Here is a 14,146-nt window from a genome sequence, read left to right as displayed (position 1 = left end):
GGGGAACTCAGGCGGCGTAGCCGAAGAATTCGCGGAACCCGCGCATCCGGCGCAGGTGGGTGAGGAGCAGTTCGAAATCGGCGTCGCTGTCGATCGGGTTGAGCTGGTCGGTGTCGACGATGAACAGCGGGGCGGCGTCGTAGTGGTGGAAGAACTGCGCGTAGCGCCCAGAAACCTGTTGCAGGTAGGTTTCGGTGATGCGTCGCTCGGCATCCATGCCGCGCTTGCGTACGCGCTCCATCAGGGTCTCTGGCCGGGCCTGGAGATAGATGACCAAGTCGGGCACCGGAGTGTCGGGGCGCACGCGGGCATAGACTGACTGGTATAGCGCATCTTCGTCCGCCTGCAGGGCGAGACCGGCAAAGATGGGATCTTTGTCACGCAGGAAGTCGCTGACGATGCGCTTGCCGGCTTGTAGCTCGGCATGCACGGTGTCGAGCAACTGTGTGCGCTGGAACAGGAATGACAACTGGGTGGCCAGTGCCCAGCGCTCGCGTTCGTTGTAGTAGCGCGCCAGGAAGGGGTTGGCTTCCGGCTGTTCCAGGATCGGGTTGGCGCCGACAGCCTCGGCCAGGCGCTTGGCGAGACTGGTCTTGCCTGCACCGATGGGGCCTTCGACGACGATGTAGCGAGCTTTATCAAGCATGCGGCTTCAGCTCCGGAAGATGAAGTAGACCGCGCCCAGCATACAGAGTGCCGCCCACAGGAAGTCCAGTTTGAGTGGTTGCTGCATGTAGTAGATCGAGAAGGGCACAAACACGGCAAGCGTGATCACCTCTTGCATGATCTTGAGTTGCCCCAGGTTCAGGCCGTTGGCGCCGATGCGATTGGCCGGGACCTGCAGCAGGTACTCGAACAGGGCGATACCCCAACTGATCAGGGCGGCGATGATCCATGGCTTGGTGTTGAGGTGCTTGAGGTGCCCGTACCATGCGAATGTCATGAATACGTTGGAGGCGGCGAGTAGCAGAGCCGTTTGCAGCCAGATGGGAATGGCCATAAAGAACTCCCTAGAGAATGCTGATCGGCTGGTGCTCGACCTGGGCCAGCAGGTCGTAGACGCGTCCCTGGCCGGGAATGACAAGGTCTGGTGCGATTTCGAGCAGAGGGCGCAACACGAAAGCGCGTTCGTGCATGCGCGGGTGCGGAATCTGCAAGCCGGGTTTGTCCACGCACTGCTCTCCATACAGGAGCAAGTCCAGGTCCAGCGTGCGCGCAGCGTTGCGGGAGCTACGTTCGCGCCCGAAACGTTTTTCCAGTGCGAGCAGCGTTTCGAGCAGCAATTGTGGGCCGAGCGAAGTTTCCAGCGCGACCACCGCATTGATGAAATCGGGTTGGCCGGGTTCGCAGTCGACCGGTGCGGTGCGGTACAGCGAGGAGCGTGCGATCAGCCGGCAGTGTGCCTGTTGCCCAAGCGCGTGGATGGCGAGGTCCAGCGTGCGTTCGGCGTCGCCGAGGTTGGCGCCGAGGGCGATCCAGGCTGGGACGCTGCTGAAGATCATGCGGCGCCGTCTCCTGCGGGGCCGCTGCCAGCCGGTTTCTTGCGCGGACGGCGGCGGCGCTTGGCCGGATCGCGAGTTTCCGGTTGCAGCATGGCGGTGCGCCGCTCGGTGTCGGCGCCGGCGAACTCGTCCCACCAGTCGGCCAGTTCCAGCGGGATCTCGCCACTCTCGGCGCGCAGGCGCAGGAAGTCGTAGGCGGCGCGGAAGCGTGGTTGTTCGATGAGGCGGAAGGGCATCTTGCCGGCGCGCTTGTCGAAGCGCGGCTGCAGACTCCAGATCTCGGTGATGTCGGATGAGATCTTGCGCGTGATGGCGAGCTTGCTGCCCTGCTGTTCGAGCACCTCGTCCATCGCGGCAAACAACGCAGGCATGACGTGTTCGCCGCGTTCCTTGCGGAGGTTCCAGTTGGCCAGCACTTCGTGCCACAACAGGGTGGCAAACAGGAAGCCGGGCGAAATCGGCTTGCCGGCATGCACGCGTGCGTCGGTGTTCTCCAGCGAGAGCCAGACGAAACGCTCGCCCATGGGCTGTTCGAGGATCACGTCGAGCAAGGGCAGAAGGCCCTTGTGCAGTCCCTCCTCGCGCAGGCGCTTGAGGCACACCACCGCATAGCCGCTGGTGAGCAGCTTGAGCATTTCGTCAAACAGGCGAGCCGCGGGTACGTTTTCCAGCAGCTCCGACATCTCGCGGATCGGCTTGCGCGCAGCCGGGTCGATGATCAGGCCCAGCTTGGCTGCCAGGCGCACCGCGCGCAGCATGCGCACTGGGTCTTCGCGGTAACGCTGGCGAGGCTCGCCGATCATGCGCAGGGTCTTCTGCTTGAGATCGGCCACGCCATGGTGATAGTCGATGACGTTCTCGCTGGTCGGGTCGTAGTACAGCGCATTGACCGTGAAGTCGCGCCGTGCGGCGTCGTCTTCCTGTGAGCCCCAGACGTTGTCGTGCAGCACCCGGCCGTGTTCGTCGGTCTCGGTGTCCTGGTCGTGCAGGGCGCGGAAGGTGGAGACTTCGATGGTCTCCGGTCCGCTCATGACGTGCACGATGCGGAAGCGCCGGCCGATGATGCGCGAGCGGCGGAACAGATCGCGCACCTGGTCTGGCGTGGCATTAGTGGCGACATCGAAGTCCTTGGGCTCGATGCCGGCGATCAGGTCGCGCACCGCGCCCCCCACCACATAGGCCTTGAAGCCCTCGTCCTGCAGTACGCGGCAGATCTTGCGGGCAGCCGGCGAGATGCCCTCGCGCGGAATGCCATGCAGTTCGGCTGGAATCACCGCCGGTTCGGCGGGTTTGGGTGCGCTGCGCTTGAAAACGCGATGCAGCAGTTTGCGGATCATTGGCGGACGGCTTGGTGTCCCGAATCGGGGTGAGGGAGGAGGATCAAGGCGCGGATTATAGCCTTTCGCGTGTTTACGCTTCGCGCAAGCTCAGTACCGGCCAACCGGCTCCCTCGGCGTGGGCCTTGAGGGTGGGGTCGGGGTCGACGGCCACCGGGTGGCTGACCTTGGCGAGCAAGGGCAGATCGTTGAGCGAATCGCTGTAGAAATGGCTGCTGGCGAAGCTGCTCCAGTGCAGGGCCAGGCTTTCCAGCCACAACTCCACGCGCGCGACCTTGCCTTCGCGGAAGGCGGGGATGCCGCGTGGTCGGCCGGTGAAGCGCCCGTTCTCCTGCGCCGGGATGGTGGCAATCAGGTGGCTCACGCCGAAAGCGCGGGCGATCGGGCCGGTGACGAAGGCGTTGGTGGCGGTGACGATGGCCACCAGGTCGCCGGCGTCGAGGTGGCGCCGCACCAGGCTGAGGCCAGCCGGCAGCATCATGCCGGCGATGCAGTCGCGCATGAAGTCGGCGTGCAGCGTGTCCAGTTCGGCACGGGAGAGGCGGGCCAGCGGGGCCAACACGAAGGCGAGAAAGGCGTCGTTGTCCAGCGTGCCGGCCTTGTAGTGGCCGTAGAACTCGTTGTTGCGGGCCTCGTATTCGTGGCGGTCCACCACGCCGCGGTCGCACAGGAACTGGCCCCAGGCGTGGTCGGAGTCGCCGGCGAGCAAGGTGTTGTCGAGGTCGAACAGGGCAAGATTCATAGTCATCGTCAGTCAGTTTGGCTGGGTGTGGCCTCGCGCAGGATCTCGCGCAGCAGGGGCAGGGTGATGCGCCGACCGTGGGCCAGCGAGGCTTCGTCGAGTGCGTCCAGCACGCTCATCAGCCAGGGTAGGTCGCGTCGGCCGTGGCGCAGCAGATAGCCGACCAGGGCGGTGTCGACCGCCATGCCGCGCAGCGCGGCGTGCTGGCGCAGGGTGCGTGCCTTGTCGTCGTCGTCCAGGGTTTTGATCTCGAAGATCAGTCCCTGGCCGATGCGGGTACGCACATCCTCCCGCAAGCCCAGGGCCTGGGGGGCGGTGGAGCCGGCCAGCAGCAGGGCGCCACTGGCCGCGCGGGCACCAATGAGGGCGCGGAACAGCCCGCCCTGGTCCGTGGCGTCGAGGGTCTGCACGTCGTCCAGCGCGAGCAGCTCGCCTTCCTGCAAAGCCCATTCCGGCGGGAGCTTTGGTGCCGCCAGGTAGCGCGCGGGGCGGCCGTCGGCCGTGGCCCGCGCGACCAGCGCGCGCAGCAGGTGGGTGCGGCCACTGCCTGGCGCGCCCCACAGGTAGAGCACGCTGCCGTCGGCGACACGGGCGTGGTCCAGCAGCGCGGCGAGCAGGTCAGTGTTCTGGCCGGGGACGAAATCGTCCAGGCCGGGAATCCAGTCCGGACGGACATCGAGGATGAGTTGCCGCATGAAATCCTTGGCGGGGCAGCGAAACGAGGCCGGCGTCAGCCACAGGGCGGAGGCCGGAGGCGCAATTCTACTGTTTTGCCGGGGCGGCATCACGGGGGAGCGGCGGAGCGGGTAAAATCGCGCCCTTCCGTCTTACCGAAAGCCCGTTCCCATGTCCCAGACCCCGCTTGATTACACTGCGGCCGGCGTCGACTACAGCAAGATCGATCCGCTCAAGATCCTCGCCCAGCAGGCGGCCAAGGCCACGGCCGGCAATCTGGCGGCGCATGGCGTCAGCGAGATTCTGGCTTCGCGCGGCGAGTCGGCCTATGTGATGGAAGTGGGCGGGCAACTGATCGCCTCGATCACCGAATGCCTCGGTACCAAGGCGCTGGTTGCCGATGCGGTGCGCCCGATCACTGGCCGCACGCACTACGACTCCATCGCACAGGACACTATCGCCATGGCGGTGAATGACCTCATCACGGTCGGCGCGACGCCTTTGTCGGTGCATGCCTACTGGTCGGCTGGCGGCAGCGAATGGTTTGCCGACGAGCAGCGCATGCGCGACCTGGTGAGCGGTTGGCAGCGCGCTTGTGACGTGTGCAAGGTGAGCTGGGGCGGTGGCGAGACACCCGCGCTGGCGGGCGTGGTGGAAGCTGGGCGCATCGACCTGGCGGCGTCCTCCGTGGGCATCATCCCCTCGCGTGATCGGCTGACGCTGGGCGACAAGCTGGCCGACGGCGACGCCATCGTGTTCCTTGCCTCCAGCGGCATCCACGCCAATGGCGTGAGCCTGGCGCGCAAGCTGGTCGAGCGTCTGCCCGAGGGCTATGGCAGCAAGCTGTCCGATGGCCGCCTCTACGGCGAGGCCTTGCTGGACCCTACCGTGCTGTATGTGCCGGTCACCGAAGCCTTGTTCGCGGCTGGCATCGTGCCGCACTACAGTGCCAACATCACCGGCCATGGATGGCGCAAGATCATGCGTCACCCGGGCAGCTTTACCTACCGCATCCACACGCTGCCGCCGGTGCCGCCGGTGCTGGCCTTCATCCAGCAGCACGCTGGTATCGACGACCGCGAGGCCTATGGCAGCCTCAATATGGGAGCGGGCTTTGCGCTGTTCGTGGCGGCCGGGCAGGCCGAGGAAACCGTGCGCCTGGCACGCGCGGCCGGCGTGGAGGCCTGGGTAGCCGGAAAGGTGGAGGCGGGGGCCAAACAGGTGGTAGTGGAGTCCTTGAACCTGGTTTATGCGGCGGACGACCTGCACCTGCGGGCTTGAGTCCGCGCCCTCAGATAGAAAAAAATGCCCGCCGGTCGGCGGGCATTTTGCATTCCAGGGCTGGGCTCAGCCCTTGTTGAGCAGCGACGCCAGGGCGCCCAGACCCTGGCCGAGCAGGTCGTCGGCGCCCGCAGTGGAGCCTTGCGGCGTGACCCGATCGATCAGTTGCGGCAGCAACTGGGCCAGGCCGCCGCTCAGTTGAGCGCTGTCCATGCCGGCCTGGCCGGCCAGTTGGCCCAGCAGGTCGCCGCCCAGGGCTTGCGAGAGCTGATTGCCGTCGACCGGCAGGTTGGCGCCAGTGCTGACCCAGGAGGCGGCCTGCTGGGCGAGGCCGCCGGATTGCAGCTTGGCCAACAGGCCTTCGATGCCGCCGCTCTGCTGGATCAGTTGTTGGGCGATGGCGAGCAGTGGGCTGGCGTTGCCCGACTGGTTGCCGAGGACGGAGCCGAGTACCTGCCCGGCGAGTTGATCGAGTAGACCCATGAATGACCTCCATGTGGGGTGGATGCGGCGTAGAGCGGGACGACGACTTACAATCCGCAGGATGGCACAGCGAGAGTGATTGCGATATGAACCAGGATGCTTTGAAACAGGCCGTGGCTGAAGCAGCCCTCCAGTACGTGCCGGAGGGCGAGATCATCGGTGTGGGGACAGGCTCGACCGCCAATTTCTTCATAGACGGCCTGGGTCGCATGCGCGAGCGCATCCGCGGTGCGGTGGCCAGCTCCGAGGCCAGCGCAGCGCGTCTGCGGGCGCATGGCATCCCGCTGTTCGACCTCAACGAGCTGACCAGTCTGCCGGTCTACGTGGATGGGGCGGACGAGGTGGATGGCCGGCTGTGCATGATCAAGGGCGGTGGCGCCGCACTGACGCGCGAGAAGATCGTGGCCGCGGTGGCGCAACGCTTCGTCTGTATTTGTGACGTATCCAAGCGCGTCGAGGTGTTGGGGCGCTTCCCCTTGCCGGTCGAAGTGATCCCGATGGCCCGCGCACAGGTGATGCGTGCGCTGGCGGCGCTGGGTGGCGAGCCGCGTCTGCGGCCCGATGTGATCACTGACAACGGCAACGTGATCGTGGACGTGCATGGGCTGCAGATTCGTGACCCGGAAGGCATGGAGGCTGTGATCAACAACATCGTGGGCGTGGTGACCAATGGCATCTTCGCGCGCCGGCCCGCCGATGTATTGCTGCTGGGCGGGCCTGGCGGTGTGGACTGTCTGTTGCGCGCCTGAAATATTACGGTCATCTTCCGGCGAGACAATCGTTGCTATTTTTTTGAGTGTGCCATCGGGCGCCCGACAGGAGAGTGAAGCATGTCTGACCATACCCACCGGCAGTACGACCTAGAACTGGACGGCATCCGTACCCGTGTGCTGCAGATGGGCGGCTACGTCGAACTGCAGGTCGTCAAGGCCTTGGAGGGGTTGATCGAGGGCAACGCGCGCACCATTGAGTTGGTGATCGAGAACGACCAGCGCGTCAACGAGTTCGAGCTGGAACTGGACGAGTCTTGCACCCAGATCATTGCCAAGCGCCAGCCGACGGCCAACGACCTGCGCTCCATCCTCAGCGTGACCAAGGTGGTGACGGACCTGGAGCGCATTGGGGACGAGGCGAAGAAAATCGCCAAGGTGGCGCGCGCGGTGCATGGTGGTGATGCGATGTCAGGTGCGCCGCGCGTGCAACTGCGCCACGTGGGCAACCTCTCCATCACCTTGTTGCGCAAGTCGCTGGATGCCTTCGCCCGCCTCGACATGGCGGCCGCAGCCGAGGTGGTGGCGCAGGACAAGGAGATCGACGCCGAATTCAAGTCGGTGATGCGCCAGCTCATCACCTTCATGATGGAAGACCCGCGCACGATCTCGCGCGGCATCGACGTGCTGTTCGCGGCCAAGGCATTCGAGCGCATCGGTGACCACGCCAAGAACATCGCCGAGTACGTGGTCTATCTGGTCAAGGGGCGCGACGTGCGTCACGCCGGGCTGGAGGAAATCCAGCGCGAGGCTGACGAGTCCTGAGCAAAGACCACGGTAGGTTTGGCGACAACGGGCACCGTGGGTGCCCGTTGTCTTTTCAGGCCGGCGAGGGGTGATTGGCGTCGAGCTGTTCGCGCAGCGCGGCGAGCAAGGCGTCGGCTGTGCGCTCGGTCGTTTCGCCGAGGCTGCCGAACTGCTCGTGCTTGCCGAGCCGGGCGGCCTGTTCCAGGGCCAGTGATGCAGCCACGGCGGCCGGCGCACCGAAGTTGCTGACGGCTCCCTTCAGCGCGTGGGCGGCGGACTGGACGGCGCTGCAGTCCGCCGTAGCCAGCCCCTCGCGCAGGTTGTTGATCAGGCGCGGATAGTCCTCGACGAAGATACGGATCACCTCGCGCATCAGTTCTTCGTCGCCGCCGATTTGCTCCAGCATCCAGGCCTTGTCGAAAGGCGTGCTTGCTTCTTCGGCCTCGGCGGGTTCGGGCAGGGCGGGGCTGAGCTGCCAGGCGGGATCGGCGCCAGCCGGCGGGACGGGGGCGATGCGCTCCAACTCGTCGACCAGGGCGTCGATCACGATCGGCTTGGTCAGGTAGGCATTCATGCCGGCGGCCAGGCAGCGGTCGCGGTCGCCCGCCATGGCGTGGGCCGTCATCGCGATGATCGGCGTGGCAGGGGCGCCGCGCGCGACCTCTTCTGCACGGATGGCGCGTGTCGCGTCGAGGCCGCTCATCTCAGGCATTTGCACGTCCATGAGGATGGCGTCATAGCGGCCGTTGCGAGCTGCCGCGACCGCCGCGTTGCCATTGCTGACCATCTCGACGGTGTGCCCCAGTTTGTCGAGCAGGCGCAGGGCCAGCAACTGGTTGACCGGGTTGTCCTCGGCCAGCAGCAGATGCAGGGGTGTTGCGCTGCGCTTCCAGGCTGCCGTTGCTGCCGGACTGGCGGGCGCTTGGGGATCGGCGGTTCCCAGCAGGGCGGTGAAGAAGAAGGTGCTGCCCTGGTCGGGCTGGCTTTCCAGCCAGATGCGCCCGCCCATGCCTTCGACCAGGCGGGCGGCAATGCTGAGACCCAGTCCCGTGCCGCCATACTTGCGCGAGTGCGAGCCGTCGGCCTGCACGAAGGCATCGAAGATGGTGGCGTGTTGTGCGGGTGGGATGCCGATGCCGGTGTCGCTGACGGCGACGCGGACACAGGTTTGCTCGCGGTTGTGTGTCAGCACATCGGCGACGACATGGATTTCGCCGCGCGGGGTGAACTTGATCGCGTTCGACAGCAGGTTCAGCAGGATCTGGCGCAGGCGACCGGCGTCGCCGACGAGGGCGGCGGGCATCTCGGGGGCGACGTCCACTTCCATGCGCAGCCCCTTGGCCGAGGCCTGCGGTGCCAACGTGGCCACCGTGCCGTGCAGGCAGTCCGACAGAGAGAAGGTAAGGGCCTCGTAGGTGAGTTGGCCAGCTTCGATCTTGGAGAAGTCCAGCAGGTCGTTGAGGACCGTCAGCAGGCTTTCGGCCGAGTGCTTCACCAGGGACAGGTACTCGTGCTGCTCGCCGTTGAGCGGTGTGTCCAGGGCCAGTTGGGTCATGCCCAATATGGCGTTCATCGGGGTGCGGATTTCGTGGCTGATGTTGGCCAGGAAATCGCTCTTGGCCTGGCTCGCGGCCTCAGCCGCGTCGCGCGCGCGGCGCATCTCCTCCTCGGCCTGGCGGCGCTGGGAGATGTCGGTCACCACCACGATGAAGCCCGCTGCGGCGTCGTCCGGATGGGTGTCCGGCGGGGCCAGCTCCGCTTTGAGGCACAGCGCCTCGATCGGGCCGTGGGCGGTGTGCAGGGTCAGTTCGGCGCTGGCTGCCGGGCCCGCCTCGAACTGCAGCAGGGCGTCCTCGCAGGCATGGCGGAGCGGATCGGCCGGGGAGGCCAGGCGGCGCTCGCCGATCACGGCCTCACGCCGTACGTCCAGCAGACGCTCGAACGCGGTATTGATGGCCAGGAGTCGTCCGTCCACGTGGCGTACATAAAGGGCGTTCGGGACACAGTCGACCAAGCGCTCGACGAACTGGAGCTGGTGCGTCAAAGCTTCCTCGGCCGTGACCCGGCGGGTGACATCGCGGCAGGAGCCGAGCAAGCCGATCACTTGCCCGCCTTCGTCGCATCGCGCGCGCGCGCGCAGCTCCAGCCAGCGCAGGCTGCCGTCGGCAGCGCGCAGGCGGAAGCGCTCCTGGATGGGCTCGGTCTGTCCCAGCGAGGCGCGCTCCAGCAGTTCATCGAGCGTGTCCCGTTCCTCTTCGACGAAATGGCCACTGACGCGCTGCCCCAGGCAGGCCCCGACCTCGCGCTGGGTGATCGCCTGCCAGGCCGGGTTGAGGTAGGTGAAGCGTAGCGCCGCGTCGGTTTCGAAGAGCACTTCCGACAGGCCTTCGACGACGTTGCGGAAATGCATCTCGGACTGGCGCAGCGTGGTCTGCTGCTGGTAAAGGCGGGCCGAGGCACGGTTCAGGGCCTGGCCCAATTCGTCGATATCCCGCACGCCGGAGTCGAGTGGCATTTGCGCGCCGTCTGCATGCTCCAGGCGGGCGGCGAAGACTGACGCGGCGCGCAGGCTCAGCAGCGGACGGCGCAGACACAGGAAGAAGGCAAGCGAGGTCAGCACGATCACCAGGAGGCCGGACAGCAGGCTGTCGCGGTAGAAATGGCGCGCGACCCGGTCGGCCTGTTCAAGACTGAAGCGGGCGCGTACCCAGCCCAACTGCGCCTCCTCCCCGATGGGGACCCACACCACGATCTGCACCGAGGGGCCCTGCGCATCCACCACCCCCAGGCGATGTGTGTCGGCTTCGGCAGAGGCCGGCGTGGCGAGTGAGTAGCCCGCCTGCAGGCCAGGGACGGTGCTGTCGCCCTGGCGCGCGACGCTGGCGAGCAGGATGCCCGCTGGATCGGTCAGGTCGATCCCCAGCAGGCCGGGGAACTCGGCCGCCTGGCGCAGCATGGGTTGCAGCAACCAGACCTCCCCCGTGCTCAGGGCCTCCTGCGAGGACAGTGCGAGTCCCTTGGTCAAGGCTTCGGCCTGGGCCTGCAGGTGCGCCTCGGTCATTTCGCGTTGCGCATTGGCGGTGTACAGGGAGTACAGCAGCATCGAAGCACCAAAGATCAGGACAAAGATGGTCGAGATCTGGTGCAGCAGCTTGCCCGGCAGCAAGCGGTGAAGCAGGGGGGTGGGCATGGTCCGGCTTGGGGTCAGTCTTGATAGGTGTCGCGAATGTGCATGACTTCTGCCCATACGCCAAGAAAGGCATCGACACAGGCCGGGTCGAAATGCCCGCCACGCCCGGCTTCCAGGTAGCTGCGCGCGCGGGCGGTATCCCAGGCCGGTTTGTAGGGGCGATCCGAGGTGAGAGCGTCGAACACGTCGGCCACGGCGACCGCCCGCCCGATCAGTGGGATGTCGTGACCGCGCAGGCCATGCGGATAGCCGCTGCCATCGAACTTCTCATGGTGGGTCAGGGCGATCTGCGCAGCCATCTGCAGGACCGGGGAGCTCGAGTCCTTGAGGATTTCGTAACCGATGCTCGCATGCTGGCGCATGATCACCAACTCCTCGTCGGTCAGGCGCCCCGGCTTGAGCAGGATGTGGTCGGGCGTGCCGAGCTTGCCGACGTCATGCATCGGCGCCGCGGACAACAGCTTGGAGAGGGTCTCCGAGTCCATGCCCAGCTCGCGCCCGATCAGGGCCGAGAAGTGTGCCATGCGCTGGATGTGGGACCCGGTCTCCGGGTCGCGGAACTCCGCGGCGCGCGCCAGGCGCATCACGGTCTCGTGCTCGCGCTGATGAATCTCCTCGGTCGCCGCATGGACTTCGCGGTCCAGTTCTTCCGCGCGACGGGCAATCGACACCATGCTCGCGCGCAGCCGAAGCATGTTGCGCACGCGCGGGTTGAACTCGTTCTTGTCGATCGGCTTGGTCAGAAAATCGGTTGCCCCGGCTTCCAGTGCCGCGTAGCGCACCTCGCGCTCGGCTGCCGCCGTCACCATCAGGATCGGCTGGTCCGCCAGGGCCTGCGTGGCGCGACAACGGCGGATGAATTCGATGCCATCCATGCGCGGCATCATGTAGTCAACAATGATCAGGTCGGGGATGTTCTCCAGGCACCAGGCCAGGCCCTGTTCGGGTTCGGAGAAGACGCTGCACTCACAGTCCCCCAGGCGCTTCACCAGGCTCTGCATGACCACCAGGTTGACCGGCGTGTCCTCGACGATGGCAATGATCATCCAAGCTCCTTGAAACGTCCCTCAAAGACCCGCACCCCCTCGGGAGGCTATCGGCAAGTCCGCGCCAGACTTGATTGTGCACCTCTGCTGCACTGCACATAGATTTTTCTGCTGACTTCATAAATAGTGCACCCCGCGCCGTTGAGGATCGCCCGTATTGACATTTCACAAGATGCTCGTTCCGGGTGGTGTTTATCGTGGCGAGCACTTGGACCACCAGGCACCTTTGTCGTCATAGATCGGCAAGTGAGAAGGCGGATGCATTTGACCTTGTAGGATGTTTGCGCGCACTTGTATGATGACAAAGCCACGTAGTAGCATGATGGAAGTAGGGGTTAACCCGAAGCCCAACAACAACACTGGCCGTTCAAAACCTACGCTGTTTCATTTTTCCTAGGAGGACACGATGAGGCTAATCCCCTCTCAAATGCTGACGCTCACCGCAATTGCGGCTGCGCTGTCCCTGCCGTCGGTGGCGGGCGCGTACACGCAAGCGCCCATGCTGGACAAGCTGGTGCAAGAGAAGAAGCTGGAACATGTCGACAAGCGCCTGCCTGAAAAGCCGCAGGTCATCAAGCCTGTGGACAAGGTCGGGGTGTACGGTGGAAACCTGCGTACCGCCCTGCGCGGCAATGGCGACCATAACGCCATCCTGCGCCTGGTCGGCAACCAGAGCCTGACCCGCTGGTCCATGGACTTCAACGGCGTGGAACCGAACCTGGCCGAGAGCTGGACGGTCAGCCCGGATGCCAGCGAATACGTGTTTACGCTGCGCAAGGGTGCCAAGTGGTCCGACGGCAGCCCCTTCACGGCTGACGACATCCTGTTCAGCATGAATGATCTGGCTGGCAACAAGGCGTTCTACACCTCGCCGCCCGCCGCTTACGTCGTCAAGGACAAGATTGCCGAAGTCACCAAGGTGGATGACTACACGGTCAAGTTCAAGTTCGCCGGTCCCTACATCTCCTTCCTGGAACAGCTGGCCACCCCGGTCGCCCAACACGCGACCCTGTGGCAAAAGAAGTACTGCTCGCAGTTTCACCCCAAGTACAACCCCAAGGCTGACGAAATGGCCAAGGCGGCCAACGCCAAGGACTGGGGCGTGCTGATGCGCAACAAGTGTGGCGACATCGAGATCCCGACGCGTTGGGGCAATCCCGAGAAGCCCGTGATGGATCCGTGGGTCATCAAGGAGCCGTACACCGGTAGCGCCACCAAGGTCGTGCTGGAGCGCAACCCGTACTTCTGGCAAGTCGACACCAAGGGCCAGCAACTGCCCTACATCGACCGTCTGCAGCTGCAGATCATCTCCGAAGTTGAAACCATCGTGCTGGCCGCCATCAATGGCCAGCTCGACTTCCAACTGCGCCACATCTCGGGCATCCAGAACCGTCCGGTGCTGGCTGAGAACCAGGCGAAGGGCGGCTACAAGATCTTCGGTTCGGCCAACGTGAACGCCAACATCAGCGGCCTGTGGATCAACCAGACGACGAAGAACGAAAAGCTGCGCAAGCTGGTTACGCAGCACGACTTCCGTCAGGCCCTGTCGCTGGGTATCGACCGCAAGGAAATCAACGACATCGTCTACCTCGGCCAAGCTGCGCCGTGGCAGAGCGGTCCGCTGAAGCAATCCAAGTGGTACAACCAGAAGCTGGGTGAGCAGTACCTGAACTACGACGTCAAGGGCGCGAACGAGATCCTGGACAAGCTGGGCCTCTCCAAGCGTGACTCCGATGGCTTCCGTCTGTATCCGGATGGTGGTCGCGTCTCCATCGGCGCGATCGTCATGATCCAGCAGGCTGCCAACATCGAAGTTCTGGAACTGATCCGCAAGCAGTGGCAGAAGATCGGCATCGAACTGGTCATCCAGACCTCCGAGCGCTCGCTGTTCTACGACCGCGCTACCGGCAACAACTACGACATCTCCGTCGACGTGTTCCCGGGCGGCATGGACGCCACCCTGAACCCGCGTGGTTACGTCGCGATGCACCCGCTGGAGTCCCGCATGAGCCTGGAATGGACCAAGTGGTACCTGTCCAACGGCAAGCAGGGTATTGAGCCGAACGCCTCGATGAAGAAGCGCATGGCCCTGTACGACCAGTGGCAAGTGGCGACCAGCGCAACCGAAGCGGATCGCCTGTTCAAGGAAATCCTGCAGATCGCGGCTGACGAGTTCGAGATCATCGGCACCGTGCGCCCGGCCCTCGAGACCGGTATCCGCAAGGCCAACCTGCAGAACGTCTACGAAAAGATGCCGTCGGGCTGGACCTATCCGACGCCGGGTCCCACGCTGCTGCAGCAGTGGTTCTTCGCCAAGTAAGTAGTTTCACCCCCGGGGGCCCCGGCCCCCGGGATTTTTCAAGCGGCAACGTT

The 14,146-nt window shown here is 65.0% G+C and carries 13 protein-coding genes; 4 read left to right on the top strand and 9 right to left on the bottom strand.

The features are described 5' to 3' along the window. Positions 1 to 7: 7 nt before the first annotated feature. The 6 genes from NMB43_RS13480 to hda all read right to left on the bottom strand — a co-directional run bounded on the left by NMB43_RS13480 (position 8) and on the right by hda (position 4,276). Entirely contained in the window at positions 8 to 646 is a 639-nt protein-coding gene (locus NMB43_RS13480; RefSeq protein ID WP_494348683.1) for a deoxynucleoside kinase, read from the bottom strand. Between the two features lie 6 nt (positions 647 to 652). After that, positions 653 to 1,000 carry a DMT family protein gene (locus NMB43_RS13475; protein ID WP_494348682.1) on the bottom strand — a complete coding sequence of 116 codons (348 nt, stop codon included), beginning with the start codon at positions 998 to 1,000 and terminating at the stop codon, positions 653 to 655. A 10-nt stretch (positions 1,001 to 1,010) separates the two neighbouring features. Beyond that, a complete protein-coding gene (gene folK, locus NMB43_RS13470; protein ID WP_494348681.1) occupies positions 1,011 to 1,502 on the bottom strand; it encodes a 2-amino-4-hydroxy-6-hydroxymethyldihydropteridine diphosphokinase in 492 nt (163 codons plus the stop codon). Continuing rightward, the gene (gene pcnB, locus NMB43_RS13465; RefSeq protein ID WP_494348680.1) at positions 1,499 to 2,839 is read right to left on the bottom strand and encodes a polynucleotide adenylyltransferase PcnB; all 1,341 of its coding nucleotides are present in this window, start codon (positions 2,837 to 2,839) and stop codon (positions 1,499 to 1,501) included. Before pcnB ends, folK begins: the two co-directional genes overlap by 4 nt. A gap of 73 nt (positions 2,840 to 2,912) precedes the next feature. Further along, positions 2,913 to 3,581, bottom strand: a complete 669-nt coding sequence (locus NMB43_RS13460; RefSeq protein ID WP_494352147.1) for a histidinol-phosphatase — start codon at positions 3,579 to 3,581, stop codon at positions 2,913 to 2,915. 8 nt (positions 3,582 to 3,589) lie between these two features. Then, positions 3,590 to 4,276 (bottom strand): DnaA regulatory inactivator Hda, encoded by a 687-nt coding sequence (hda, locus tag NMB43_RS13455; protein ID WP_494348679.1) that lies wholly within the window; start codon positions 4,274 to 4,276, stop codon positions 3,590 to 3,592. Positions 4,277 to 4,427: 151 nt separating this feature from the next. On the opposite strand from hda, the gene NMB43_RS13450 reads away from it, so the two are divergent. Beyond that, positions 4,428 to 5,537 (top strand): AIR synthase related protein, encoded by a 1,110-nt coding sequence (locus NMB43_RS13450; RefSeq protein WP_494348678.1) that lies wholly within the window; start codon positions 4,428 to 4,430, stop codon positions 5,535 to 5,537. Between the two features lie 66 nt (positions 5,538 to 5,603). Here NMB43_RS13450 and NMB43_RS13445 read toward each other — a convergent pair whose 3' ends face one another. Then, positions 5,604 to 6,020: a YidB family protein gene (locus NMB43_RS13445; protein ID WP_494348677.1), complete on the bottom strand. Its 417-nt coding sequence runs from the start codon at positions 6,018 to 6,020 to the stop codon at positions 5,604 to 5,606. A gap of 86 nt (positions 6,021 to 6,106) precedes the next feature. Here NMB43_RS13445 and rpiA point away from each other — a divergent pair, with 86 nt between their 5' ends. Both rpiA and phoU read left to right on the top strand, forming a co-directional pair. After that, positions 6,107 to 6,769, top strand: a complete 663-nt coding sequence (rpiA, locus tag NMB43_RS13440) for a ribose-5-phosphate isomerase RpiA (protein WP_494348676.1) — start codon at positions 6,107 to 6,109, stop codon at positions 6,767 to 6,769. A gap of 81 nt (positions 6,770 to 6,850) precedes the next feature. After that, positions 6,851 to 7,555, top strand: coding sequence for a phosphate signaling complex protein PhoU (phoU, locus tag NMB43_RS13435; RefSeq protein WP_494348675.1), 705 nt, complete (start codon positions 6,851 to 6,853; stop codon positions 7,553 to 7,555). Between the two features lie 55 nt (positions 7,556 to 7,610). Here phoU and NMB43_RS13430 read toward each other — a convergent pair whose 3' ends face one another. Then, positions 7,611 to 10,727 carry an ATP-binding protein gene (locus NMB43_RS13430; protein WP_494348674.1) on the bottom strand — a complete coding sequence of 1,039 codons (3,117 nt, stop codon included), beginning with the start codon at positions 10,725 to 10,727 and terminating at the stop codon, positions 7,611 to 7,613. Between the two features lie 14 nt (positions 10,728 to 10,741). Beyond that, positions 10,742 to 11,773 carry an HD domain-containing phosphohydrolase gene (locus NMB43_RS13425; protein ID WP_494348673.1) on the bottom strand — a complete coding sequence of 344 codons (1,032 nt, stop codon included), beginning with the start codon at positions 11,771 to 11,773 and terminating at the stop codon, positions 10,742 to 10,744. A gap of 406 nt (positions 11,774 to 12,179) precedes the next feature. Between NMB43_RS13425 and NMB43_RS13420 the strand changes: the two genes are divergently transcribed. Further along, complete coding sequence (locus tag NMB43_RS13420; RefSeq protein ID WP_494348672.1) at positions 12,180 to 14,093, top strand: ABC transporter substrate-binding protein; 1,914 nt, start codon at positions 12,180 to 12,182, stop codon at positions 14,091 to 14,093. Positions 14,094 to 14,146 lie beyond the last annotated feature (53 nt).

The sequence above is a fragment of the Uliginosibacterium sangjuense genome (assembly GCF_059132465.1).
This window is presented reverse-complemented; position numbering and strand designations above follow the sequence as displayed.

What these genes read in the sequence shown, in the direction of transcription:
- NMB43_RS13480 (WP_494348683.1), bottom strand. Translation starts at nt 646, where the DNA reads ATGCTTGATAAAGCTCGCTACATCGTCGTCGAAGGCCCCATCGGTGCA.
- NMB43_RS13475 (WP_494348682.1), bottom strand. Translation starts at nt 1,000, where the DNA reads ATGGCCATTCCCATCTGGCTGCAAACGGCTCTGCTACTCGCCGCCTCC.
- folK (WP_494348681.1), bottom strand. Translation starts at nt 1,502, where the DNA reads ATGATCTTCAGCAGCGTCCCAGCCTGGATCGCCCTCGGCGCCAACCTC.
- pcnB (WP_494348680.1), bottom strand. Translation starts at nt 2,839, where the DNA reads ATGATCCGCAAACTGCTGCATCGCGTTTTCAAGCGCAGCGCACCCAAA.
- NMB43_RS13460 (WP_494352147.1), bottom strand. Translation starts at nt 3,581, where the DNA reads ATGAATCTTGCCCTGTTCGACCTCGACAACACCTTGCTCGCCGGCGAC.
- hda (WP_494348679.1), bottom strand. Translation starts at nt 4,276, where the DNA reads ATGCGGCAACTCATCCTCGATGTCCGTCCGGACTGGATTCCCGGCCTG.
- NMB43_RS13450 (WP_494348678.1), top strand. Translation starts at nt 4,428, where the DNA reads ATGTCCCAGACCCCGCTTGATTACACTGCGGCCGGCGTCGACTACAGC.
- NMB43_RS13445 (WP_494348677.1), bottom strand. Translation starts at nt 6,020, where the DNA reads ATGGGTCTACTCGATCAACTCGCCGGGCAGGTACTCGGCTCCGTCCTC.
- rpiA (WP_494348676.1), top strand. Translation starts at nt 6,107, where the DNA reads ATGAACCAGGATGCTTTGAAACAGGCCGTGGCTGAAGCAGCCCTCCAG.
- phoU (WP_494348675.1), top strand. Translation starts at nt 6,851, where the DNA reads ATGTCTGACCATACCCACCGGCAGTACGACCTAGAACTGGACGGCATC.
- NMB43_RS13430 (WP_494348674.1), bottom strand. Translation starts at nt 10,727, where the DNA reads ATGCCCACCCCCCTGCTTCACCGCTTGCTGCCGGGCAAGCTGCTGCAC.
- NMB43_RS13425 (WP_494348673.1), bottom strand. Translation starts at nt 11,773, where the DNA reads ATGATCATTGCCATCGTCGAGGACACGCCGGTCAACCTGGTGGTCATG.
- NMB43_RS13420 (WP_494348672.1), top strand. Translation starts at nt 12,180, where the DNA reads ATGAGGCTAATCCCCTCTCAAATGCTGACGCTCACCGCAATTGCGGCT.